General features: G+C 61.1%; 18 protein-coding genes, 6 tRNA genes and 1 pseudogene. 11 read left to right on the top strand and 14 right to left on the bottom strand.

Annotated features, from left to right (window positions below):
• Nucleotides 1–122: 122 nt before the first annotated feature.
• Complete coding sequence (gene sthA, locus M728_RS06740; RefSeq protein ID WP_026623245.1) at nucleotides 123–1,529, bottom strand: Si-specific NAD(P)(+) transhydrogenase; 1,407 nt, start codon at nucleotides 1,527–1,529, stop codon at nucleotides 123–125.
• Between the two features lie 205 nt (nucleotides 1,530–1,734).
• Between sthA and M728_RS06745 the strand changes: the two genes are divergently transcribed.
• Entirely contained in the window at nucleotides 1,735–2,787 is a 1,053-nt protein-coding gene (locus M728_RS06745) for a magnesium and cobalt transport protein CorA (RefSeq protein WP_084044701.1), read from the top strand.
• 22 nt (nucleotides 2,788–2,809) lie between these two features.
• Here the strand turns inward: M728_RS06745 and radC are convergent.
• The 4 genes and pseudogenes from radC to phaC all read right to left on the bottom strand — a co-directional run.
• Nucleotides 2,810–3,478, bottom strand: a pseudogene (radC, locus tag M728_RS06750) (DNA repair protein RadC); the annotation flags it as partial.
• Nucleotides 3,479–3,597: 119 nt separating this feature from the next.
• Nucleotides 3,598–4,437, bottom strand: a complete 840-nt coding sequence (map, locus tag M728_RS06755; protein WP_026623242.1) for a type I methionyl aminopeptidase — start codon at nucleotides 4,435–4,437, stop codon at nucleotides 3,598–3,600.
• A 29-nt stretch (nucleotides 4,438–4,466) separates the two neighbouring features.
• Nucleotides 4,467–5,186 (bottom strand): DNA/RNA nuclease SfsA, encoded by a 720-nt coding sequence (sfsA, locus tag M728_RS06760; protein WP_026623241.1) that lies wholly within the window; start codon nucleotides 5,184–5,186, stop codon nucleotides 4,467–4,469.
• A 15-nt stretch (nucleotides 5,187–5,201) separates the two neighbouring features.
• Complete coding sequence (gene phaC / locus M728_RS06765) at nucleotides 5,202–7,046, bottom strand: poly(3-hydroxyalkanoate) polymerase subunit PhaC (protein ID WP_026623240.1); 1,845 nt, start codon at nucleotides 7,044–7,046, stop codon at nucleotides 5,202–5,204.
• Between the two features lie 109 nt (nucleotides 7,047–7,155).
• Here phaC and M728_RS06770 point away from each other — a divergent pair, with 109 nt between their 5' ends.
• From M728_RS06770 to recJ, 4 genes are all read left to right on the top strand, one after another.
• Nucleotides 7,156–7,461: a hypothetical protein gene (locus tag M728_RS06770; RefSeq protein WP_026623239.1), complete on the top strand. Its 306-nt coding sequence runs from the start codon at nucleotides 7,156–7,158 to the stop codon at nucleotides 7,459–7,461.
• Between the two features lie 125 nt (nucleotides 7,462–7,586).
• A complete protein-coding gene (locus tag M728_RS06775) occupies nucleotides 7,587–8,804 on the top strand; it encodes an LL-diaminopimelate aminotransferase (protein WP_026623238.1) in 1,218 nt (405 codons plus the stop codon).
• 71 nt (nucleotides 8,805–8,875) lie between these two features.
• Nucleotides 8,876–10,198: a homoserine dehydrogenase gene (locus M728_RS06780; RefSeq protein WP_026623237.1), complete on the top strand. Its 1,323-nt coding sequence runs from the start codon at nucleotides 8,876–8,878 to the stop codon at nucleotides 10,196–10,198.
• 131 nt (nucleotides 10,199–10,329) lie between these two features.
• Entirely contained in the window at nucleotides 10,330–12,132 is a 1,803-nt protein-coding gene (gene recJ / locus M728_RS06785; protein ID WP_026623236.1) for a single-stranded-DNA-specific exonuclease RecJ, read from the top strand.
• 77 nt (nucleotides 12,133–12,209) lie between these two features.
• Here the strand turns inward: recJ and M728_RS06790 are convergent.
• From M728_RS06790 to M728_RS06815, 6 genes are all read right to left on the bottom strand, one after another.
• Nucleotides 12,210–12,285, bottom strand: a tRNA-Glu gene (locus M728_RS06790).
• A gap of 142 nt (nucleotides 12,286–12,427) precedes the next feature.
• Nucleotides 12,428–12,502, bottom strand: a tRNA-Glu gene (locus M728_RS06795).
• Between the two features lie 56 nt (nucleotides 12,503–12,558).
• Nucleotides 12,559–12,634 (bottom strand) — tRNA-Glu (locus M728_RS06800).
• Between the two features lie 174 nt (nucleotides 12,635–12,808).
• Nucleotides 12,809–12,884 (bottom strand) — tRNA-Glu (locus tag M728_RS06805).
• Between the two features lie 145 nt (nucleotides 12,885–13,029).
• Nucleotides 13,030–14,385 (bottom strand): YcbK family protein, encoded by a 1,356-nt coding sequence (locus M728_RS06810; protein WP_026623235.1) that lies wholly within the window; start codon nucleotides 14,383–14,385, stop codon nucleotides 13,030–13,032.
• Between the two features lie 404 nt (nucleotides 14,386–14,789).
• Nucleotides 14,790–15,230 (bottom strand): VOC family protein, encoded by a 441-nt coding sequence (locus M728_RS06815; RefSeq protein WP_026623234.1) that lies wholly within the window; start codon nucleotides 15,228–15,230, stop codon nucleotides 14,790–14,792.
• Nucleotides 15,231–15,424: 194 nt separating this feature from the next.
• Between M728_RS06815 and M728_RS06820 the strand changes: the two genes are divergently transcribed.
• The 5 genes from M728_RS06820 to M728_RS06840 all read left to right on the top strand — a co-directional run bounded on the left by M728_RS06820 (nucleotide 15,425) and on the right by M728_RS06840 (nucleotide 17,393).
• Nucleotides 15,425–16,003 (top strand): cold-shock protein, encoded by a 579-nt coding sequence (locus M728_RS06820; protein WP_026614195.1) that lies wholly within the window; start codon nucleotides 15,425–15,427, stop codon nucleotides 16,001–16,003.
• Nucleotides 16,003–16,494: a DUF192 domain-containing protein gene (locus M728_RS06825; RefSeq protein WP_026623233.1), complete on the top strand. Its 492-nt coding sequence runs from the start codon at nucleotides 16,003–16,005 to the stop codon at nucleotides 16,492–16,494. Before M728_RS06820 ends, M728_RS06825 begins: the two co-directional genes overlap by 1 nt.
• A 79-nt stretch (nucleotides 16,495–16,573) precedes the next feature.
• A tRNA-Pro gene (locus M728_RS06830) sits at nucleotides 16,574–16,650 on the top strand.
• 324 nt (nucleotides 16,651–16,974) lie between these two features.
• Nucleotides 16,975–17,280: an ETC complex I subunit gene (locus tag M728_RS06835; RefSeq protein WP_026623232.1), complete on the top strand. Its 306-nt coding sequence runs from the start codon at nucleotides 16,975–16,977 to the stop codon at nucleotides 17,278–17,280.
• Between the two features lie 36 nt (nucleotides 17,281–17,316).
• Nucleotides 17,317–17,393: transfer RNA gene (locus M728_RS06840), tRNA-Arg, on the top strand.
• An 842-nt stretch (nucleotides 17,394–18,235) separates the two neighbouring features.
• Here M728_RS06840 and M728_RS06845 read toward each other — a convergent pair.
• Together M728_RS06845 and M728_RS06850 are read right to left on the bottom strand one after the other, a co-directional pair.
• Nucleotides 18,236–18,499 (bottom strand): hypothetical protein, encoded by a 264-nt coding sequence (locus M728_RS06845; protein ID WP_026623231.1) that lies wholly within the window; start codon nucleotides 18,497–18,499, stop codon nucleotides 18,236–18,238.
• Between the two features lie 153 nt (nucleotides 18,500–18,652).
• Nucleotides 18,653–19,297: an outer membrane protein gene (locus tag M728_RS06850; RefSeq protein ID WP_026623230.1), complete on the bottom strand. Its 645-nt coding sequence runs from the start codon at nucleotides 19,295–19,297 to the stop codon at nucleotides 18,653–18,655.
• 270 nt (nucleotides 19,298–19,567) lie between these two features.
• Between M728_RS06850 and M728_RS06855 the strand changes: the two genes are divergently transcribed.
• On the top strand, nucleotides 19,568–20,572 hold the full coding sequence (locus M728_RS06855; protein WP_026623229.1) for a GlxA family transcriptional regulator: 1,005 nt from the start codon (nucleotides 19,568–19,570) through the stop codon (nucleotides 20,570–20,572).
• A 16-nt stretch (nucleotides 20,573–20,588) separates the two neighbouring features.
• On the opposite strand, the gene M728_RS06860 is transcribed toward M728_RS06855, so the two are convergent.
• On the bottom strand, nucleotides 20,589–20,903 hold the full coding sequence (locus M728_RS06860) for a hypothetical protein (RefSeq protein WP_026623228.1): 315 nt from the start codon (nucleotides 20,901–20,903) through the stop codon (nucleotides 20,589–20,591).
• Nucleotides 20,904–21,033: the final 130 nt, after the last annotated feature.

Below are 21,033 nucleotides of genomic sequence, written 5' to 3' on the forward strand. Positions count from 1 at the left end.
TCGCTGTAGCACTTTGGATTGCTGCATGCTTTTATCCTTAAGTCGGCTACGATTTAAGGAAACATGCAGTAGTCGTTGCGCGGCTGAGGCGATCTCTTTGACCATGTTGCTGTTCGCAAGCGTCAGCCCGTCGCCTTGATCTCTCCCATGCGGTTCCAGGCGTCGAGGCCGGCAATCTTGTAGGCTTCGGCGAGCGTCGGATAGTTGAAGGTGTTCTCGACGAAATATTCAACCGTGCCTTTGAGGTTGAGCACCGCCTGGCCGATATGGACGAGCTCGGTCGCGCCTTCGCCGATGATATGCACGCCGAGCAAGCGCCGCGTCTTCAGCGAAAAGATCATTTTCAAAAGACCCGCGTCCAGTCCCATGATGTGCCCGCGCGAGGTCTCGCGGAACCGGGCAATGCCGCATTCGTAAGGGATCCCGCGCTCCTTGACCTCCTCTTCGGAGAGCCCACAGGTTGAGATTTCCGGTACGGCATAGATTCCGTAGGGGAAATACTTCTGCGGCTCCTTGGCGATCGCGCCGACCGCCACGCGTGCTGCGACACGCCCCTGTTCCATGGAGGTTGAGGCGAGGCTAGGGAAGCCGACGACGTCGCCGGCAGCGTAGATGTTCGGGACCGTGGTCTGGAATGTCTCGGGGTTGACCTTGAGCCGCCCGCGGTTGTCGGCCTCGAGGCCGGCCGCGGGGAGATTGAGCGCATCCGTCGCGCCCATGCGGCCGGCGGCGAACAGCACCATTTCCGTTGTGATCCTCCGACCATTGTCGAGCGTAAGCAGAACCTTACCGTCATCGAGCCGCTCCACCTTCTCCGCCTTCTGGCCGAGGTTGAGCTTCATGTTGCGGTCGCGCAACTGATAGGTGAAATCCTCGACGATCTCCTTGTCGATGAAATCCAGCATGGTCGACTTCGGGTCGATGACCGTGACCTGGGTGTCGAGCGCGCTGAAGATCGTGGCGTATTCGATTCCGACGACCCCGGCGCCGATCACCACCAGCGAGCGCGGCAGCTCTTTGATCTCGAGTAATTCGTCGCTGTCGACGACCGTCTTGCCGTCGAAGGGGATGTAATCGGGGCGAAAGGGCTTCGTTCCGACGGCAAGCAGGATGCTGGCGCCGGAGACGAGCATGCTCTCGTCGTCGTCCTTGGTGATCTCGAGCGTGGTTGGGCCGACGAAGCTTGCCCGGCCGCGGATATGTTGCACGCGGTTTCGGGCAAACTGGTGCTCCAGTACCTCGACCTCGTGGTTGAGGGTGATGATGAGACGCTGGCGCAGATCATCGGCGCTGATCTCCTGCTTCACCCGGTAGGAGCGACCGTAGAAGCCGCGCTCGCGCCAGCCGGAAAGATTGAGCGCCGTCTCACGCAGCGTCTTGGAGGGGATGGTCCCGGTGTGCACCGAGACGCCGCCGACGCGCTTTCCCTGCTCAATCACGAGCACCTTCTTGCCGAGTTTCGCGGCCTGGATGGCGCCCCGGCGCCCGGCGGGACCGCTGCCGACGACGATCAGATCGTACTGGTTCATGAACGCTTCCCCTGAGACCTCGCGAGAATCGTTGTGCAATGCGGCAAATGTCGCGCAGCCGTATCTATACCGTCAACCGCACCGTTTGATGAAGTGCAATGCCGCAATGATCTGTCCTGGATGCGTCCGAAGGGAAATGCGGCTATGCTGATCACCGGAGGAACCGCTGTTTGCTCGGCGGCGAAAGGTTGAGGATAACGACGGAATGGCGCTGGAGCGGACGGACGGCGACACATCAGGTGCGCAGCGCCTGCCAGAGGCCGAAAGCAAAGCGGTGCCAGGCGGCCGCCCCGGCGTCGTGGCGGCGGCCGTCTATCAGGATGGGCGCCGCCTGCGCGACATCGAGGTCGAAGAGGCGGGAGAGTGGCGCAACCGTGAAAACGTCGTCATCTGGATCGGCCTGCATGAGCCCGATCCAGCGCTTTTGCGGGAAGTGCAAAGGGAATTCGACCTGCATGATCTGGCGATCGAGGACGCCGGCAAGGCGCACCAGCGTCCGAAGCTCGAAATCTACGGCGACGCGATCTTCGTCGTAGCCCGCACGGCCCATATGGTCGGGGACGAGATCGCCTTCGGTGAGACCCACCTCTTCGTCGGTCGTGGCTACATCATCTCCGTGCGCCACGGTGCGTCCACCTCTTATATGGCGGTGAGACAGCGATGCGAGTCGTCGCCTGCCGCGCTTGCACATGGCGAGAACTACATCCTCTATTCCATCCTCGACTTCATCGTCGACAATTACATGCCGGTGGTTGAGGCGATCCACGGAGAGGTCGAGGAATTGGAAGACCGACTGTTGCGCTCGCGATTGGACAAGACGGACATCGAGCGGCTCTACAAGCTACGTCGCAATCTGCTGCGCCTACGCACTGCAGTCGTGCCGCTGGTCGATGTTTGCCGGCGGCATGAGCATCTCGAATTGCCGGGCATGGACGCCGCGATGCAGCCGCTGTTCCGCGACGTCACCGATCACGTCCGCCGGGTTCAGGAGGATATCGACGCGCTTCGCGAAGTGCTTGCCTTCACCTTCGAAGCGAGCTTGATGATCGGTCAGTCGGAGCAGACGGAAATCTCGCGCAAGCTCGCGTCCTGGGCGGCGATTCTCGCCGTTCCGACTGCGATCGCCGGCATTTACGGCATGAATTTCAACGAGATGCCCGAGCTCAGATTTCGCTACGGGTACTTCGTCGTTTTGGCCGTGATCTTCGTAGTGTGCGCCACGCTCTACCGTTTCTTCCGACGCGCGAGGTGGCTGTGATCTGCATGAACGCGAGCGCCCTTTAGAACAGCCGCAACCCCTTCATGCTGACATGTCCATCCTTGCCGATGATGACATGGTCGTGGACCGTGATGCCGAGCGGTTTCGCGGCCTCGGCGATCAGCTTGGTCATCTCGATATCGGCGCGTGAGGGGGTCGGATCGCCGGAGGGATGGTTGTGGACCAAGATCAAGGCCGTGGCGGATAGTTCCAGCGCCCGCTTGACGACCTCGCGCGGGTAAACGGGGGTGTGGTCGATCGTGCCCTGCTGCTGCACTTCGTCGGCAATCAGCGCATTGCGCTTGTCGAGGAACAGGATACGGAATTGCTCCTTCGTCTCGTGTGCCATCGCGGCGTGGCAATAGTCGATGACGGCGCTCCAGGACGACAGCACCTGCTTGTTGCGCAATTCGCTCTTCAGCATCCGTTGCGTCGCGGTTGCGATCAGCTTGAGATCGAGCGCGACGGATTCCCCGACACCCTTTACTTCCTGCAGCAGGTTGAGTGGCGCTCCGAAGACGCCGGCAAGCGTCCCGAAACGGCTAAGCAGGGCCTTGGCGATGGGCTTGGTGTCGCGCCGGGGGATCAGGCGGAAGAGGATGAGTTCGAGGACCTCGTAATCCGCCAACCCCTGATCGCCCTGTTCGCGATAACGCGCCCTCAGCCGGTCGCGGTGGCCGTGGTAATGCGCCTCGACCAAACCGTCGGTTGATGCTACCCGCTTGGCGTTCCGCGTCTTCTGCTGGACAAAGAACTTCCGCTCGTCGGCGGATTGCTCGGGATCGGCTTCGATGGGGATCGGGGTCTTCGTCACGCGTTGCCCAGGGCGCGAATGCCGGGCTTGAACAGACCGGCCGGTGAAAGCGTGAAGATTTCGCAGCCGTCCGCGGTCACGCCGACGGTGTGCTCGTACTGCGCCGACAGCGAGCGGTCCCTCGTCACGGCCGTCCATCCGTCGGAAAGAACCTTCACATGCGGCCGGCCGAGATTGATCATCGGCTCGATCGTGAAGATCATGCCTTCTTTGAGTTCCGGCCCTTCGTTGCCGTTGCCGTAGTGCAGGATGTTGGGCGCATCGTGGAAAAGCCGCCCGACGCCGTGACCGCAGAAATCGCGCACGACCGAGCAGCGCTCCGATTCCGCATAGGCCTGGATCGCCTCGCCGATCGCGCCGGTGCGGACACCCGGGCGGACGGCAGCAATGCCGCGCATCAGACATTCATGCGTTACCTCGAGCAGGCGCTCGGCAGCACGCTTGATCTCTCCGACCGGATACATGCGGCTCGAATCGCCGTGCCAGCCGTCGACCACATAGGTTACGTCGATGTTGACGATGTCGCCTTCGCGCAAGGGCTTGTCATTGGGGATGCCGTGGCAGACGACGTGATTGATCGACGTGCAGGAGGACTTGGTATAGCCGCGATAGTTTAAGGTCGCCGGCAGCGCGTCATGATCCATGCCGAACTCGAAGACGAAGCGGTCGATCTCTTCGGTCGTGACGCCCGGGCGTACACGCGTCACCAGCTCGTCCAGGCAACGTGCCGTCACCTGGCAGGCCCTGCGCATGCCTTCAAATCCATCCGGGCCGTAGAGACGGATGACGCCGGTGTTCTTGTAAGGGGCAGCGCCGGCCTCGATGTAGGTTACCATTGCAACTCTTTCGTCGTTTCCGGCAGTTTTCATAGAACAGCGGGGACGGGTTCGTCCACTATCATCGGCCCCGCTGGCACGATTTGGGCGGGCGACACGGCGCATCTGACGGCATAGGCCTCCACCCCGCGGGCAATCGCCCGTTCGAACGCACGAGCATAAACCGGATCGAGTTCGCGGCATATGCGGAACAAAGCGCAATCATTCCTTTGAACGAGATAGAGCATGATCGCCCGGTGGCCCGCCTCCACCATGTCCCCCAGTTCTTCGAGGTGTTTCGCCCCGCGCTCGGTCGGGCTGTCCGGGAACTCCGCAAGTCCTCCAACGCGACTGAAGTGGACGTTCTTGACCTCGACATAGGCGAGGCCCTTCACCGGATCGGCAAGGAGGATATCGACCCTGGAGTTTCGCCCGTATCTCTGCTCGCGCATAAGTGTTGAATAGCTGTCGAGATCGCTGACCTGTCCGGCGGCGATCGCTTCTTCGGCGATCCGGTTCGGCAGCCCGGTATTGATGCCCACAAGCGTGCTGTCCGCTTCGACGATCTCCAGCATGTGACGATATTTGCGCGTCGGACTGTCATGCTCCGAGAGCCAGATCGGCGATCCCGGCGCAGTCAGCCCGCGCATCGAGCCGGTATTCGGGCACGAGCCGGTAATCGGCGTGCCGTCGGCAAGAACGGCGTCGAAGAGGAAGCGCTTGTAGCGCTGCACGAGCGTCGCAGGGACGAGCGGACGGGAGAAATTCACTTCGCTTCCGTTGGTTCAGGCGCGCACGCGAACGAAAGAGCCGGGGGCATCCTCGAGCGAGTTGAGGGGACCGCCGGCTTTACGGGCCGGCACGCGGCGCTTGTCGAGCCGTTCGACCCAGCTATGCCAATGGGGCCACCACGATCCCGGCGTTTCCTTGGCCTTTTCAACCCAGGCGTCCAGGTCGCCTTTGGCCGGCCCTCCCGTCCAAAACTGATATTTGCTCTTGGCCGGTGGATTGACGACGCCGGCTATGTGGCCGGAACCGGAGAGCACGAAGGTAACCTTGCCGCCGAAGCCGCTGCTGCCGAGGAAGACCGACTTCGCCGGTGCGATGTGATCCTCCTTCGTCGCCAGATTGTAGATCGGGATTTTCACGTCCTTGAGCGAGATCTTTTTGCCGGCCAGCACCATTTCACCCTTCGACAGCTTGTTCTCGAGATAGCAGTTGCGAAGGTAGAAGGAATGGTTGGCCGCCGGCATCCGGGTCGAGTCGGAGTTCCAGTACAAAAGATCGAAGGGCAGGGGATCCTGACCCTTGAGATAGTTGTTGACGAAATAGGGCCAGATCAGTTCGGAAGCCCTCAGCATGTTGAAGGCGGTCGCCATCTTCGAGCCTTCGAGATAGCCCGTGGAGCTCATATTCGCCTCGACGTGGCGGATCTGATCTTCATCGACGAAGACCTTGAGGTCGCCGGCATAAGTAAAGTCCACCTGCGTCGTAAAGAGCGTCGCGGAGCGGATGCGGTCGTCGCCTTCGGCGGCGTGAAGCGCGAGCGTTGCCGCAAGCAGTGTACCGCCGACGCAGTAGCCGATGGCGTTCACTTCACGTTCGCCGGTTGCCCGCTCGACGGTGTCGAGCGCGAAGCCGACGCCTTCGCGCGCATAGGCTTCCCAGTCCTTGGTGGCGTGCCGCTCGTCCGGGTTTACCCACGAGATGACGAACACGGTATGGCCCTGGTCGACCGCCCACTTGATGAAGGACTTCTCCGGGTTGAGGTCGAGGACGTAGAACTTGTTGATCCACGGCGGGCAGATGAGCAGCGGCCGCTTCAGCACGGTCTCGGTGCTCGCTTCGTATTGAATGACCTGGCAGACGTCGCTTTGCGCTATCACCTTGCCCGGGGTAATCGCAATGTTCTCGCCGATCGCGAATTTGCTCGTATCGGTCTGCCTCAGCCGGAGTTCGCCGCGGCCGGCTGCAATGTCTTCGGCCAGCATCTGCATGCCCTTGACGAGATTGGCGCCGTTTGATGCTACCGTTTCCCTATAGAGCTGCGGGTTGGTGGTGATGAAATTGGTCGGCGAGAGCGCGCTCGCTATCTGGCGCACATAGAATACCGCCTTGTGGCGGGTGTGCTCGTCAAGCCCTTCGGCGCCCGCGACCATGCGCTCCGCCCAATCGGACGTCACGAAGTAGGCCTGGCGGATGAAATCGAAGAAAGGATTCTTCACCCAGTCTTCGTCCGCGAAGCGCTTGTCGTTACGCTTGAGAATCTCCGGTTCCTCGACAATGTCGCCGGCCATACGGTGGACCGTTCGCGACCAGATGTCGAAGAAGCTGCCCATGAGGTTGGTCTGCGCCTCGAGCGTCCGCCTCGGATCGGACAGCCAGTATTCGGAGACCTTTGAAAGCGTCTTCACCATGTCGGAGACGGGCTGGGCGAACGTGTGGGCTTTCTCGCCCGTCTCGCGCGGCGCTAGCCATGCGGACGCCGCCTTTCCCATTTGTTCGACCGCGCGAGCCATGTTGATGGCCAGGCTTTCGGGATCCTTGACGATGTAAGGCTCGACCGATTTCGGGTCGAAGCCGGCAAAACCGCCTTTGCCGGTGGTGTCCTCGGCCTTTTCCGCTGTCACCCGGTGTCCTCCACAGCATCTTGTTTGTTTTGCGTTTTTACATTCTGCCCGAAAATGATTACAAGGGCTAGCGCATCGTCGCGCCGCAGAGACAGGGGTCATCGCCAGCATGCTTGCCGTTGGAAAACAGCGTTCGCTTACCCGTATTTCCGGATTGATTCTCGCGATCGCGCTTGCCGGATGCAACTCGACGGCCGAGCTCGCCACCTATCCTTCCGTATATGGGCAGAGGCCTGCTGCCATGCAGCAGATGACCGACGAGGAGGCGGTAAACATGCAGGAGCGGCTGACGGCGCTTGCCGGCCAACGCCGTTCCGGCGCCATCTCCGAAGCGGAATATCAGCGGCGACTGAAGGAACTGCAGTTGCTGGCCGAGCGGCACGGGCCCGATGCGCTGAAAGAGATCGAGAATTAGCGCTTGCCTTTCGCGTGATTTGGCCGCAAAGCGTTCAATGGCCGCTATGACGGCCGTTCACCCCAGCGCATGCTCCGCGAATGCCGAACTGGCCCGCAAATGCGTGCGCCAAACGAGGTCTGGAGATGGAAGAGTTTCATAAAGTTCGGCGTTTGCCGCCCTATGTTTTCGAACAGGTCAACCGTTTGAAAGCAAGCGCGCGAGCCGCCGGCGCCGACATCATCGACCTCGGCATGGGCAATCCGGATCTTCCCACTCCGCAGTCGATCGTCGACAAGCTCTGCGAGGTCGTACAGGACCCGCGCACGCATCGCTATTCCTCGTCGAAGGGCATTCCGGGGCTGCGCCGCGCCCAGGCGGCCTATTACGCCCGCCGCTTCGGCGTCAAGCTCAATTCGGAAACACAGGTCGTCGCCACGCTCGGTTCGAAGGAAGGCTTCGCCAACATGGCGCAGGCGATCACCGCGCCGGGCGATGTCGTCCTCTGCCCGAACCCCACCTATCCGATCCACGCCTTCGGCTTCCTGATGGCCGGCGGCGTCATACGCTCCATCTCGGTCGAGCCGGACGAGAGCTTCTTTCCGCCGCTTGAGCGGGCGGTTCGGCATTCGATCCCGAAGCCGCTGGCGCTGATCCTCAACTATCCGTCCAATCCGACAGCGCAGGTCGCGACGCTCGATTTCTACAAGGACGTCGTCGCCTTCGCGAAGAAGCACGATATCATCGTGCTGTCGGATCTCGCTTATTCGGAGATCTATTTCAACGACGTCCCGCCGCCCTCCGTTCTGGAGGTGCCGGGCGCGATCGACGTGACCGTCGAGTTCACGTCGATGTCGAAGACCTTCTCGATGCCTGGCTGGCGCATGGGCTTTGCCGTCGGCAACGAACGGCTGATCGCGGCCTTGACGCGTGTGAAATCCTATCTCGATTACGGCGCCTTCACGCCGATCCAGGTTGCCGCGACCCAGGCGCTCAACGGAGACGGCAGCGACATCGCCGAAGTGCGAAACATCTACAGACGCCGCCGCGACGTAATGGTCGAGAGCTTCGGCAAGGCCGGCTTCGAGGTGCCTCCGCCCCCGGCGACGATGTTCGCCTGGGCGAAGATCCCCGAGAAGTTCCGTCATTTGGGTTCGCTCGAATTCTCGAAGCTGCTCGTCGAAAAGGCGGATGTCGCGGTGGCGCCCGGTATCGGCTTCGGCGAGCAGGGCGACGACTATGTGCGTCTGGCCCTCGTCGAGAACGAACACCGGATCCGTCAGGCGGCGCGCAACATCAAGCGCTTTCTCTCCACGGCGGAGGAGACGATGCACAACGTTGTCTCGCTCAACGCACACCGGTAGGGAACAGGTATTTCCGCACCAATAGCCCGGCCGCTCGAGGCGGGGCGCCTTCTACATGTTAGGAACTTGCTATGGCAGATGCCCTCAAAATCGGCATTGCGGGCTTGGGGACGGTCGGTGCCTCGCTCGTGCGGATTCTCCAGGATCGTCATGAGATGCTGGCAACCACATGCGGAAGGGCGATCGAGATCACGGCCGTGAACGCGCGGGACCGGTCGAAGGACCGCGGCGTGGACCTTGCGAAGATCGCCTGGTTCGACGATGCGGTCTCGCTGGCATCGGAAGCTGACATCGATGTCTTCATCGAGCTGATGGGCGGTGCCGGGGATCCGGCCTATTCGTCGGTGAAGGCCGCGCTGCAGCGGGGCGTCCATGTGGTGACGGCGAACAAGGCGCTGCTGGCGGCGCACGGTGTCGAGCTTGCGGGAATTGCCGAGGAGCACGGCGCGCTGCTGAATTACGAAGCCGCGGTCGCCGGCGGCATTCCGGTCATCAAGGCGCTTCGCGAGTCGATGACCGGCAATACCATCTCGCGCGTCTACGGGATCATGAACGGCACCTGCAACTACATCCTGACAAAGATGGAGAAGGAGGGGCTCTCCTTCGAGGCCTGTCTCAAGGAAGCACAGCGTCTCGGCTATGCCGAGGCCGACCCGACCTTCGATATCGAAGGCAACGACACCGCGCACAAGCTCTCGATATTGACGAGCCTTGCCTTCGGTACCGCGATTGCTGCCGATGACATCTATCTCGAAGGCATCACCAACATCTCGATCGAGGACATCCAGGCGGCCGCCGACCTCGGTTATCGCATTAAGCTACTCGGCGTTGCCCAGCGTACCGAAAGCGGTATCGAGCAGCGTGTGCATCCAACCATGGTGCCCTACGACACCGTCATCGCCCAGGTGGACGGTGTGACGAATGCGGTCGCGATCGAATCCGATATTCTCGGAGAGCTCCTGATGGTCGGTCCGGGCGCCGGCGGCGATGCTACTGCATCGGCGGTGCTCGGTGATATCGCCGACATCGCGAAGAGCCGTCCGGGCGCCCAGCACGTGCCGGCATTTGGACGCCCCGCAAAGGCGCTGCTACCCTACAAGCGCGCCCGGATGCAGAGCCACGAGGGCGGATATTTCATCCGGCTGAAAGTCGTCGATAGGACCGGTGTATTCGCAAATGTCGCGAAGCACATGGCGGAGAACGACATCTCGCTCGAATCGATCATGCAGCATTCCAAGCATTACGCCGATCCTGCAGAACCGAAGACGATCATCCTAGTCACGCATGCGACGTTCGAGGCTTCCGTGCGCAAGGCGATCGTCGCGATCAAGGGCGAGGGCTATCTCGTCGGCGAGCCGCAGGTGATTCGCATCGAGCGGCCGAAGGACTGGTAAGCGGCTCTTTTGCATTAAAACTGTTGAGAAACCTTCCCGGTGCGCATCTTGTGAGCCGGAGCGTTCGGCCTGCCGGTTTTGCCGAACCGAAATCTTCGTTAAGAACGGGGGAATTTCGGCGGGCAGGCAGCATGGACCAATTGGCGGATCCGATCCAGCGGGCATTTCTAGGCGTCGAACGCTCGGTCGGCGGCCAGCGCTGGGTCTCGCGGCTGGATCAGGCAGGCCAGAACCGCGCGCTCGCGATCAGTCAGGTCCATGGTTATTCGGAACTCGTCGCCCGCGTGCTCGCCGGCCGTGGCGTGGGGCTGGACGACGCGGCCTCTTTTCTCGACCCGACACTTCGCTCGCTCATGCCCGATCCCGACACGCTGACGGATTGCCGAAAGGCGGCGGAGCGGCTGGGCGATGCGATCCGTCGCGGTGAAAAAGTCGTGATATTCGGAGATTACGACGTCGATGGCGCGGCTTCCTCAGCGCTGATGGCGCGTTTCCTGCGCCATTTTGGCCTCGAGGCCGAGATTTACATTCCCGACCGTATTTTCGAGGGCTATGGTCCGAATCCGCAGGCGATAGAACAACTGATCGACAACGGCGCCGATCTGATCGTCACCGTCGACTGCGGCTCGACCAGCCATGAATCGCTCGCGGTTGCGGCAGAGCGTGGAGCCGATGTCGTCGTCATCGATCACCACCAGGTCGGCTCGACCCTGCCGCCGTGCCGCGCGCTGGTCAATCCCAATCGCGAGGACGATCTGTCGGGGCAGGGACACCTCTGCGCGGCCGGGGTCGTCTATCTGGTACTGGTCAACACATTGCGGGTGCTGCGCCAGCAGGGAGACATGCGGGCCACGTCCTTCGATCTGCTCGCGCAGCTCGACCTCGTTGCACTTGCAACCGTCTGCGATGTGGTGCCGCTTAAGGGCTTGAATCGTGCCTATGTCGTCAAGGGGCTGATCGCGGCGCGACACATGGGTAATCCGGGTCTCGCCGCTCTCTTGCGCAAGGCCGCCATCGGCGGGCCGGTGACGCCTTATCATTTTGGATTCCTGATCGGCCCGCGCATCAATGCTGGCGGGCGCATCGGCGACGCTGCGCTCGGCAGCAGGCTGTTGACGCTCGACGATCCTGCCGCCGCGGAATTCATCGCCAGCCAGCTCGACGAGCTCAACCGCGAACGCCAGGCGATGGAGGCGGCGATGCTTGCCGAGGCGGAAGCGGAAGTGCTGGCGGAATACGGCACGGGCGAGAACGCATCGGTGATCGTGACCGCGCGCGAGAATTGGCACCCCGGCATCGTCGGCCTCATTGCGGCCCGTATCAAGGAGAAATTCCGCCGGCCGGCTTTCGCGATCGCCTTCGACCCGAACGGCCGCGGCACGGGATCCGGTCGGTCGATCAACGGCTTCGACATGGGCCGGCTCGTTCGCGCAGCCGTCGAGAACGGTCTTCTCATAAAGGGCGGCGGACACGCAATGGCCGCCGGACTGACGGTCGAGCGCGCCAAGCTCGGCAGGCTCCGGCAATTCTTCGAAGAGCGCGCGGAAGGCGCTGTGCGCGATCTCGTTGCTGTTCAAAGCCTCAAGATGGATGGCGCGCTCTCCGCCGCCGGCGCGACGCTCGAGCTTGTCGATCTGCTCGAACAGGCGGGACCCTATGGCTCGGGCCATCCGCAGCCGGTCTTCGCCTTTCCGCAACACCGGCTGCGGGACAGCCGGCTCGTTGGCGCCAATCATGTGAAGGTGACACTCGAGGGTCAGGACGGCAGCCGCATCGACGGCATCGCCTTCCGAGCGATCGAAACGCCGCTCGGCGATTTCCTGCTCGGCAGCCGCGGCGCGACGGTCCACATTGCGGGTTGCCTGTCGCCGGACCTATGGCAGGGAACGCGCCGCGTCCAATTGCGCGTTACGGACGCAGCGAGAGTGAACTGAGTCGGGCGCGAGCAAAGTTGCGACGCGTAATCAGCAGCTTGCTAAGCGTATTTGAACAATTTGATGAAGCAGGAAGATGGCACGCCCAACGGGACTCGAACCCGTGTTTCCGCCGTGAAAGGGCGGCGTCCTAGACCGCTAGACGATGGGCGCCCAAGACGAGGTGGCTTATAGAGAGCGCTTTGGATTCCCGCAAGTGAGCAACAGCCGCAAAGTCGATTTTTTCTTCGGAAAACGTCTGAAACGAAGCCACGTGCCCTGCGGCACAGTTTTAGCTCATGCGTTGCGAAGAGGATGGTACGCCCAACGGGACTCGAACCCGTGTTACCGCCGTGAGAGGGCGGCGTCCTGACCGCTAGACGATGGGCGCCTACTGACGAATGACCAGCACCATACTATGAAAAAGAATGGATGCGAAAGAGGGAATGGCACGCCCAACGGGACTCGAACCCGTGTTTCCGCCGTGAAAGGGCGGCGTCCTAGACCGCTAGACGATGGGCGCCCAAGACAAGGCGGCTTATAGAGAGAGCTTGGGGTCCACGCAAGTGACCGGAAGCAATTATTCTGATTTTTCTACGGATCTAAGAAGACTGCCTCTGGTGCGCCCGCCCCAAGCAAGCATAGCGGCCACAGCACCAGGCGCAGCAAAGTATCCATAAGTATAGGAGAGGAAAAATGGCACGCCCAACGGGACTCGAACCCGTGTTTCCGCCGTGAAAGGGCGGCGTCCTAGACCGCTAGACGATGGGCGCCCAAGACAGGGCGGCTTATAGATAGGGCTTTGGGTTCCCGCAAGGGGCAAATTGATTTTTTCTCAGAAAAACAACAACAGCTCGACCATGTCGTGCGCCGTTGGCCGACGCTGCCTAGCTGCCGCGCCGTAAACGACCGCCGCGATCAGCCCTTGCGGCGGCGGCAGCGCCAGTTCCAGTCCCGTTGCGGGCCGATGTCGATATGCACCGATTCGGTGTGGCAATAGGTGCCGACGCCGCCGCGGCCCGGAATGCTGCGCAGGAAATCGGCGAGCTCCCATTTGCTTACGCCCTGCACCTGGATATCGGCCGCTTCGCAGCGCGTATGGAGAGACTGGCGCTTGCGGCTGACCTTGATGGCGCGCAGCCCCGACGTGACCATGACCTTGCGGCCGTAGTGACTTTCCACCGTCTTCAACAAGTCGAGCAGCGCCGGCTTGAAGCAGCCCGTCTCCACCTTCTCCGTCTGCAGGATCAGGCCGTTCGGAGCAAGGCGGGCGAGCCCGGAGAGATTCGCCACCTCGACCGGTGCATCATCCTCGTCGGCCGCGTGATCCTCGTGCTCCATGTTGAAGAGTGGGTTCATCTTGACCCCGGGCAGTGACGTGTAGGCGAGGGAGGCGACCTGCGGCTCGCGCGCATTGCTGATGGTGATCGTCTTCTTGTCGGCTACCTGCACCTCGCGTTCCGTGCCGCCGCGCGGCTTTTCGTTGCGCTTGGCGGCGAAGAGGCTTGCAAGCGTCCAGCCCTTCTTGATCTCCGGCGCTTGCTTCTCCGGCTCGCCCGATTCGGCCGCTTGCGCAGTGCCCGCCGGGGGCGGTGCCACTTGCGCGACGGAGGCGACCTCCACGGTCTGCAAGGGTGATGAGGCGGCGCCGGACAACGCCGCCTGAGCGCTTAGAGGTAGCGGAACCGCTGAGGGGACCTCGCTATAGGCCGTGGTCTCCGGGACGGTTGAGGTGGGCTCAGCGGTCTGCACCGCGGCTGGAGCTTCGTTGGCGGCACCTTGCTGCGGCTGAAGGACCGGCTGCTCGTCTGCGGCCTGTCCGCCGTTGAAAAGGCTGTTGCTTGTGGCATTCACCGTCGGCTGGGCATTTCCGCCCGGCGTCGCCCCTGAAGTCTGGCTCGGATCGGCAGCGTTTGCCGCGGCGCGCGCGGGCGGCGATTGGCCGTAGATGCTTGAAGACGTGGCGTTGAGGGCGGTGCTCTGCATCGTCAGCCCCTGCTGCAGGGCTGTGGCGTCCTGCCCGGATCCCGCCGTTGGCCCCGCTGTCTGTTCGCTCGCCGAATCGGTCGCCGCGACTTGCTCGCCCGGCGCCTCACCTTCGGTTTCAGACGCCGCCGTTTGCGCTTCTGCGGTTGTCTGCTGCGATTGGGAAGAATTCAGAGCTTCGCCGTCGGCGACGGCCGACACGCAACCGGCCAATGCCAAGAGTGATACAGACAATGCTGCCGCACGTCCGACGGACAGGAACCCGTAGCCCGATTCCAGAAGTTGCAACGCCTTATCCCCGCTCTCCGTGCATGCCCCAGAGCTCTGCCAGGGCATGCCTTAAGTCCTCAGTCCCGAGACATGTTCACGGAACAGCAATAACTTTTTCTCGCGGTGAGCAAATGGCTCGCCACGGGAAGGTCAGGCAAAGTAAAGGGCTTCTCCCCGCAAGTGACGACGAAGCAGAGCCCCGTTTGAACGTCTGGCGCGGCAAGGTAACGAACACCACGTGATTTGTAAACCTGCACTAACCTATTTCAGCTTCGCAAAATAAATGCAAAGGCCCGGCACTTGGCCGGGCCTTAAGATCATTTACTGTGATTCTGATCCTGCCGCGCCGGCTTTTGGTGCCTGCGCCGCACGGCAAGGCCGACGGCACTGTTTGACCGTAGGCGTCCGTAATTGCGCGAAGCTTACCAGGTGCCGGCGTTGGCCATTGAGGCCCAGGGCTCGCGGGCAGGCAGATGCTCGCCTTTCTGCAGGATCTCGATGGAGATGCCGTCGGGCGAGCGAACGAAGGCCATATGGCCGTCGCGCGGCGGACGATTGATGGTGACGCCGTTGTCCATCAGGTGCTGGCAAAAGGCGTAGATATCATCGACCTCATAGGCGAGGTGGCCAAAATTGCGGCCGCCGGTATATTCTTCCGGGTCCCAATTATGGGTGAGTTCGAGGCAGGGAGATGATTCGCCCTTCGCGCGGGCGAGATCGCCCGGGGCGGCGAGAAACACGAGCGTGAAGCGGCCCTTTTCGTTTTCGTATCGACGGATCTCCTCGAGACCGAAAAGCTTGCAATAGAAGTGAAGAGCCTGGTCCAGGTCTTTGACGCGAACCATCGTATGCAGATAGCGCATTTGGATTGTCCCTGTTTTGCAGAAGATGGCGTATACTTAAGCCACAGCAAGCTAGAGGCAAGGCTGCGTCCCCATAAACGACCCCGGCCAAAATATGTCGAGGGACTTGCGCATGCGCGGCGGGACGATGTTATTCTGGTCCATAAGAATCAGTTAACCGTATCGAGAGTTGCGCGTAACGAGGGGCTGGGAGAATGGCGGACAGAACATCTTCGAAAGACGTCATCCAAAATGGCGACTTTGGCAACGACGCCCTTGATCTCATCGAAATTACCGGCGTCATCAAGTGGTTCGACGTAGCCAAGGGCTTCGGCTTCATCGTTCCGGACAACGGTATGCAGGACGTGCTCCTGCATGTGACCTGCCTCAGGCGCGATGGCTATCAGACGGTGTTGGAAGGTGCGCGCGTCGTCGCGCTTGTGCAAAAGCGGGACCGTGGCTACCAGGCTTTCCGCATCCTCTCGATGGACCAGTCGACCGCTGTCCATCCATCTCAGCTTCCGCCGGTGAGGACGCATGTCCAGGTCACGCCGACGAGCGGATTGGAAAGGGTGCTGGTGAAGTGGTTCAACCGCACCAAGGGGTTTGGCTTCCTGACGCGGGGTGAGGGCACCGAGGACATTTTCGTCCATATGGAAACCCTACGTCGCTTTGGCTTGACGGAGCTACGCCCCGGGCAAGTGGTGCTCTGCCGATTCGGCGACGGAGAGAAGGGATTGATGGCTGCGGAAATACATCCGGACGGCCCGACGCCCACCACTCGGTCGCACTGATGTCCGGGATCTTCGGAACTGTTGCAAGAAGCGCCGTGGCGGCGCTTTTTTTGTTCTTCGTCCTCGCAACTTCGGTCGCGGCTGAGGTTTCCTTTGCGAAAGACAAGCTCAGGCTGATCACCGCGGATGGGCGGGCACATGATCTCACCGTCGAGCTCGCGATCGACCCGGATCAGCGCGAGCAGGGCCTGATGTATCGCCGCCAGATGGCGGCCGAACACGGCATGCTGTTCGATTTCGGCGAGACCCGACGGGTGATAATGTGGATGAAGAACACCTATCTGCCGCTGGACATGCTCTTCATCGCGGAAGACGGCACGGTTCGAACCATCCACGAGAACGCCGTCCCCCTCTCAGAGGCGATCATCGATTCGAGGGAGCCGGTGGCTTTCGTGCTGGAGCTCAATGCCGGCACGGTGAAACGGCTCGGCATAAGACCCGGCGACCGGGTGAGGGGCAGCGGCATACCGGCTGCCGATGGGGCGCAATGAGCGCCCGCGTCGGCTGATACTTGCCGAAATTTGATGTTGCAGGTGAGGGACGAAGCGTGTATTTCCGCCCTCGTTGGTACGGAGTGTAGCGCAGTCTGGTAGCGCATCTGGTTTGGGACCAGAGGGTCGGGAGTTCGAATCTCTCCACTCCGACCACTTAACCCCTCGAAAATCATTCACATTTTTTACGTTGCCCGCTGACGCGCCGTCGTGTCTTGTGGGAGCACTGAGAGTGCATTGTGGCTGCAGCAAGCCGCGAGCGGATGCGTCGCCTGGTCCACGAAGGCAGGGGCTTGAAAAAGCGGTATTTTCCTGTCGGAAGTCATTCCGTTTTAATTCATTCTGCGCTAAGGGAAGACGGATGACGGGGCGGGAAACTGCGCCCGCGACCGCATGATTCCCTAGGTCTGCATTGACCGGGGGGAGATTTGCGCACGAATTCAAGGCGCTGAGGTGGATAAACGGGAGCCGTTCGAAACAATGTCCGCGAAGATCTATCGTCCCGCAAAGACAGCCATGCAGTCCGGCAAGGCCAAGACGCATCTGTGGGTGCTGGAGTTCGATCCGGAAAAGCCGCGCACGATTGACCCGCTCATGGGATACACGAGCTCCGGCGACACGCGGCAGCAGTTGCGGCTGACCTTCGAAAGCGCAGAGCAGGCGATCGCCTATGCCGAGCGCAACGGAATCGAATACCGCGTGATCGCGCCGAAGGACCCGACGCGCAAGAATGTGTCCTATTCGGACAATTTCCGTTTCAACCGGATGCAGCCCTGGACCCATTGAGGTTCATGGCCGCCCGGTCAAGGGCAACTGCCCGACGGCCCCTTAGCTCAGCTGGATAGAGCACCTGCCTTCTAAGCAGGTTGTCGCAGGTTCGAGTCCTGCAGGGGTCGCCAACCGCTTTCTAAATGGTTGATCTTGAACGTTAATTTCGTCCAAATGCTCATCAAGTGCGGAGTGAGGGGTTAGGATGTTCACGAAGGCGTCACCATCACTAGCATCCCTGACAGAGAAGAAGGTAAATCCAGACGGGTGCATACGATCTAATCGGGGGCTCGTCTGGGGGGCTACTGCATGTTTCCTTAAATCGTACCCGATTTAAGGACAAAAACATGCAGCAATTCAAAGTGCTACAGCGTCCTTTGTGCGTCTGAAAAGACGCACGGCGCTGTAGTGCTGGTCTTTTGTCAGGAGCATCCGCCCCTCGATCGATCGCCAGGATGCTCATCACGATAGCGACGAGGACGAGAATAAGCGCCAGAAAAGCGATGCCTGCTTTATCCATCCCTCATCTTGGTGAGGCGAATGTGAGCAAATCGAGGCATCGGCGCCTCATAAAAAGGGGGGAACGCTTGTTCCTCATCCAATTGGGTTAGCCGGAGCTGGTTGGGCACGTTTCATCCTCAGAACGTTCCGCACCCGTTCGAAGATACTTCAAATTTCCTGAATATAGCCTAGCCCAATCTGGGTATGTCCGGGATCACCCGCCACAGTAACGCTTCTTGGACAGATTGCTCTTACCGACGCGAATAGTTCTCGCCACAACAGCGGGGTTCTGTTTCGGAAGCCTGCCCCCGCTCAGGCGCTCCAGGTCCGCCACGGCCTTCTGCCAGTGCGCGCCAAAAGCAGCCGTCCGATCAGGTCGCAGCCATCGGTAGGGAAAGAGTAGACAAGCACGCCAATTCCGAAGCTCTTTTCTTGCCAACGCAGTTCGAAACCAAGACGCAGGCGCCATTCCTTACTCCTTCTTCGCCGGGTTTCGCCGCTCGATTAGCTGCTGAAAAATGTCGGCCTGCCTCTCGGCCGCTGAGCGAATGGCCGCGAGGTGATCGAGCATCGAGCCGAAAGCGACGAGGATGAGGCCTCCGGCGATTGCGGGGAAGGCCCATGGGAGGATTGCAACAAGGGTGTTCATGTCGAGCGAAGGGATCAGTGTCATTGCCAGCAGAACGAGTGTGCCGATAACGATGACGCCGCCTAGAAACTCCAAAAATTTGCCCATCCTTCCTCCCAGATATACCGTCACAGCGTTTTGAATGCGGGTCTCTCTTTGTGCCTGCGCCTGTCCTTTCAGGGTGTTTGGGCGCGGAGGCTGTGTCTACCTCCAAAAAAACCCCGGGCGCTGCCGGGGCTGTGATCGCGACGACGGTGGCAATCAGAACTTCACGCCGACCCCGACGGTGAACTGGTGCTGGTCGAGATCGACATTGACGCCGCCGACATCCTTGTCGCTGAAATCATTGTAGCGGTATTCGGCGCGGCCGAAGACATTGTCGGAGAAGCCGTAATCGACGCCGCCACCGATGGTCCAGCCGTTGAAGGTCTCCTTTTCCTTCGGCGCGCCGGCGACGTCGACGAAACCGCGCGTCACGGCCCAGCCGCCGGTCCCGTAGAGCAGCGCTCTGTCGGTCAGCGTATAGCCGACGCGTCCGCGGACCGATCCGGAGACGTCCGTACCGACTTCGGTATTCGCGCCGAACACCGTGAAGCTGTTGTCGTTCCAGTTGTAGCTGACATCGCCCTCGATGCCGACGACCCAATCGCCCATCTGGTAATTGTAGCCGGCGAAGGCACCGAGTAGGCCTCCATTGAAGTCCTCGGAGGCGCTGTCGCCAGGAACGCTGAGGTCACTGTTCAGCCAGGCGCCGCCGCCCTGAAGGCCGACGTAGCCACCCGTCCAGACGAAGCCCGGCATCGTCTCAACAACGGGCGCGGGCTTCGGTGCTTGCGTCAAGTCCGCCGCATGGGCGGCCGCCCCGACCATCACGCCGAAGATTGCAACAAGCACGTTTCTGATCATCACAGATGCCTCCTGTTGTGCCTCGGAGAGTAGCAACATATCGGTGGCGAGTCTGCGAAAAACAACGCCCGCCGAATCACCCACTTTTTACAAAAACGAAAAAAGGGCCAGCGGTTTGGCTCCCGCCGGCCCATTCCGAATAAGCGGAAAGGGGAACATCTCCTAAGCGGGGCCGTAGACGCCGCGCCGCGGAGATCGATTGCCCATCGATAATGCCTGAACGGTTGCCGGCGAATTGACAAGTTGCGCAGAAAATTTGACGTTGTGCGCATGAAGACACCTGTGAAAGGACGATCTTCGATTGAGGTGGTGGTGGTCGTTCTGCCGGAATCGTCGATCATGTCGCTCGCCTCTGTCCTTGATCCGATGCGTGCCACAAATCGGGTGGCGGGCCGCGAGGTCTTCCGCTGGCGGCTGCTGTCGGGCGATGGCCAGGCCGTCATGCTGACCTGTGGCGTTCCGATCGCTGTTAACGGCCGCTTTTCTTTGCCGCTCGGCGGCGACCTCCTTCTCGTCATCGGCGGCTTCAACCTGCAGAGGCATGCGGGCAAACGTTTTCTTGCCACACTGCAGGAATGCGCCCGGCACTTCGACGTCGTCGCGGGCATCGAATCGGGTTGCTGGTTGCTCGGGCGCTCCGGCCTGCTCAATGGCCGGAAGGCCACCGCCCATTGGGAAGAACTCGAGGATTTCGCCCGAGCCTTTCCGGAGCTGGAGGTCATTGGCGACCGCTTCGTAACCGACGGCAAATATTGGACCTCCGGCGGCGCGTCGCCCACCTTCGACATGATGCTGCATCTGATCACCGAGAGCCTAGGCCCGGCACTCGCCCTCGATGTCGCCAGCATCTTCGTCTACGACCAGATGCACAGCCCCACGGATATCCAGCCATTCGTTTCGCTTGGGCGCATAGAGGCGCGCGACCCGGAGCTTGCCGCAGCCATAAGGCTCATGGAACGCACGCTGGAGCGGCCGATGACGGTCACGGCGGTGGCGCGCCGGCTGTCGATCTCGCAGCGGAAACTCGAGACGCTCTTTGCAAAGGGGCTTTCTACCAGTCCCGGTGCCTATTATTTGCGACTGAGATTGCAGGTCGCCCATCGACTCGTTCGCGATTCCGGTATTCCCATACGCGATATTGCATTGCGCTGCGGCTTCGACAGCCTTTCTGCATTCTCGCGAGCCTATCGGCGCGAATATCAAGCAAGCCCGTTGAAGATGCGAAGCGCCAACCGTGCAGGCGTCGCGACGGAGGGCGGCGAACGGTTATCGTGAGGCGCCTTTTAATCGCTCACTTTTGCGCATGCGGTCCGCCGGAACCGGCCATGGCGCAGGCCTCTTCGAATTCCCTGACGGTTTCGGCGCTATTGTCTTCCGGGAGAACCGCATCGGCCACTTCGGCCACGTCGGCAGAAGCTGCGGCGTCGCCCTCGTAGACATAGGACTGGATGTAATAGGCCAGCTCCCCCTTCCAGACGTTCCGTCCGTCGATCTGGCGGCAGGCGACAGCCGTCTCGAAATCGGTCTGCAGATCTTCGACGGACGCGGAAGTGGACACGGTGTTCGAAGGTGCCACGAGCGAGGCGATCAACAAAGCGGCGAACATGGCGGTGATCCTCCGGAATCGAACCGAAAAGGAAACGGCCGGGAAGTTTCCTGGTTCCCGTTCGATAGAGAACGAATCTGATTCGGACGGAAGAGGGATTCGCGGCGTACCGAGTTTTTACCGCCGGCCG

The organism is Ensifer sp. WSM1721, from assembly GCF_000513895.2.
Taxonomy (GTDB): Bacteria; Pseudomonadota; Alphaproteobacteria; order Rhizobiales; family Rhizobiaceae; genus Sinorhizobium.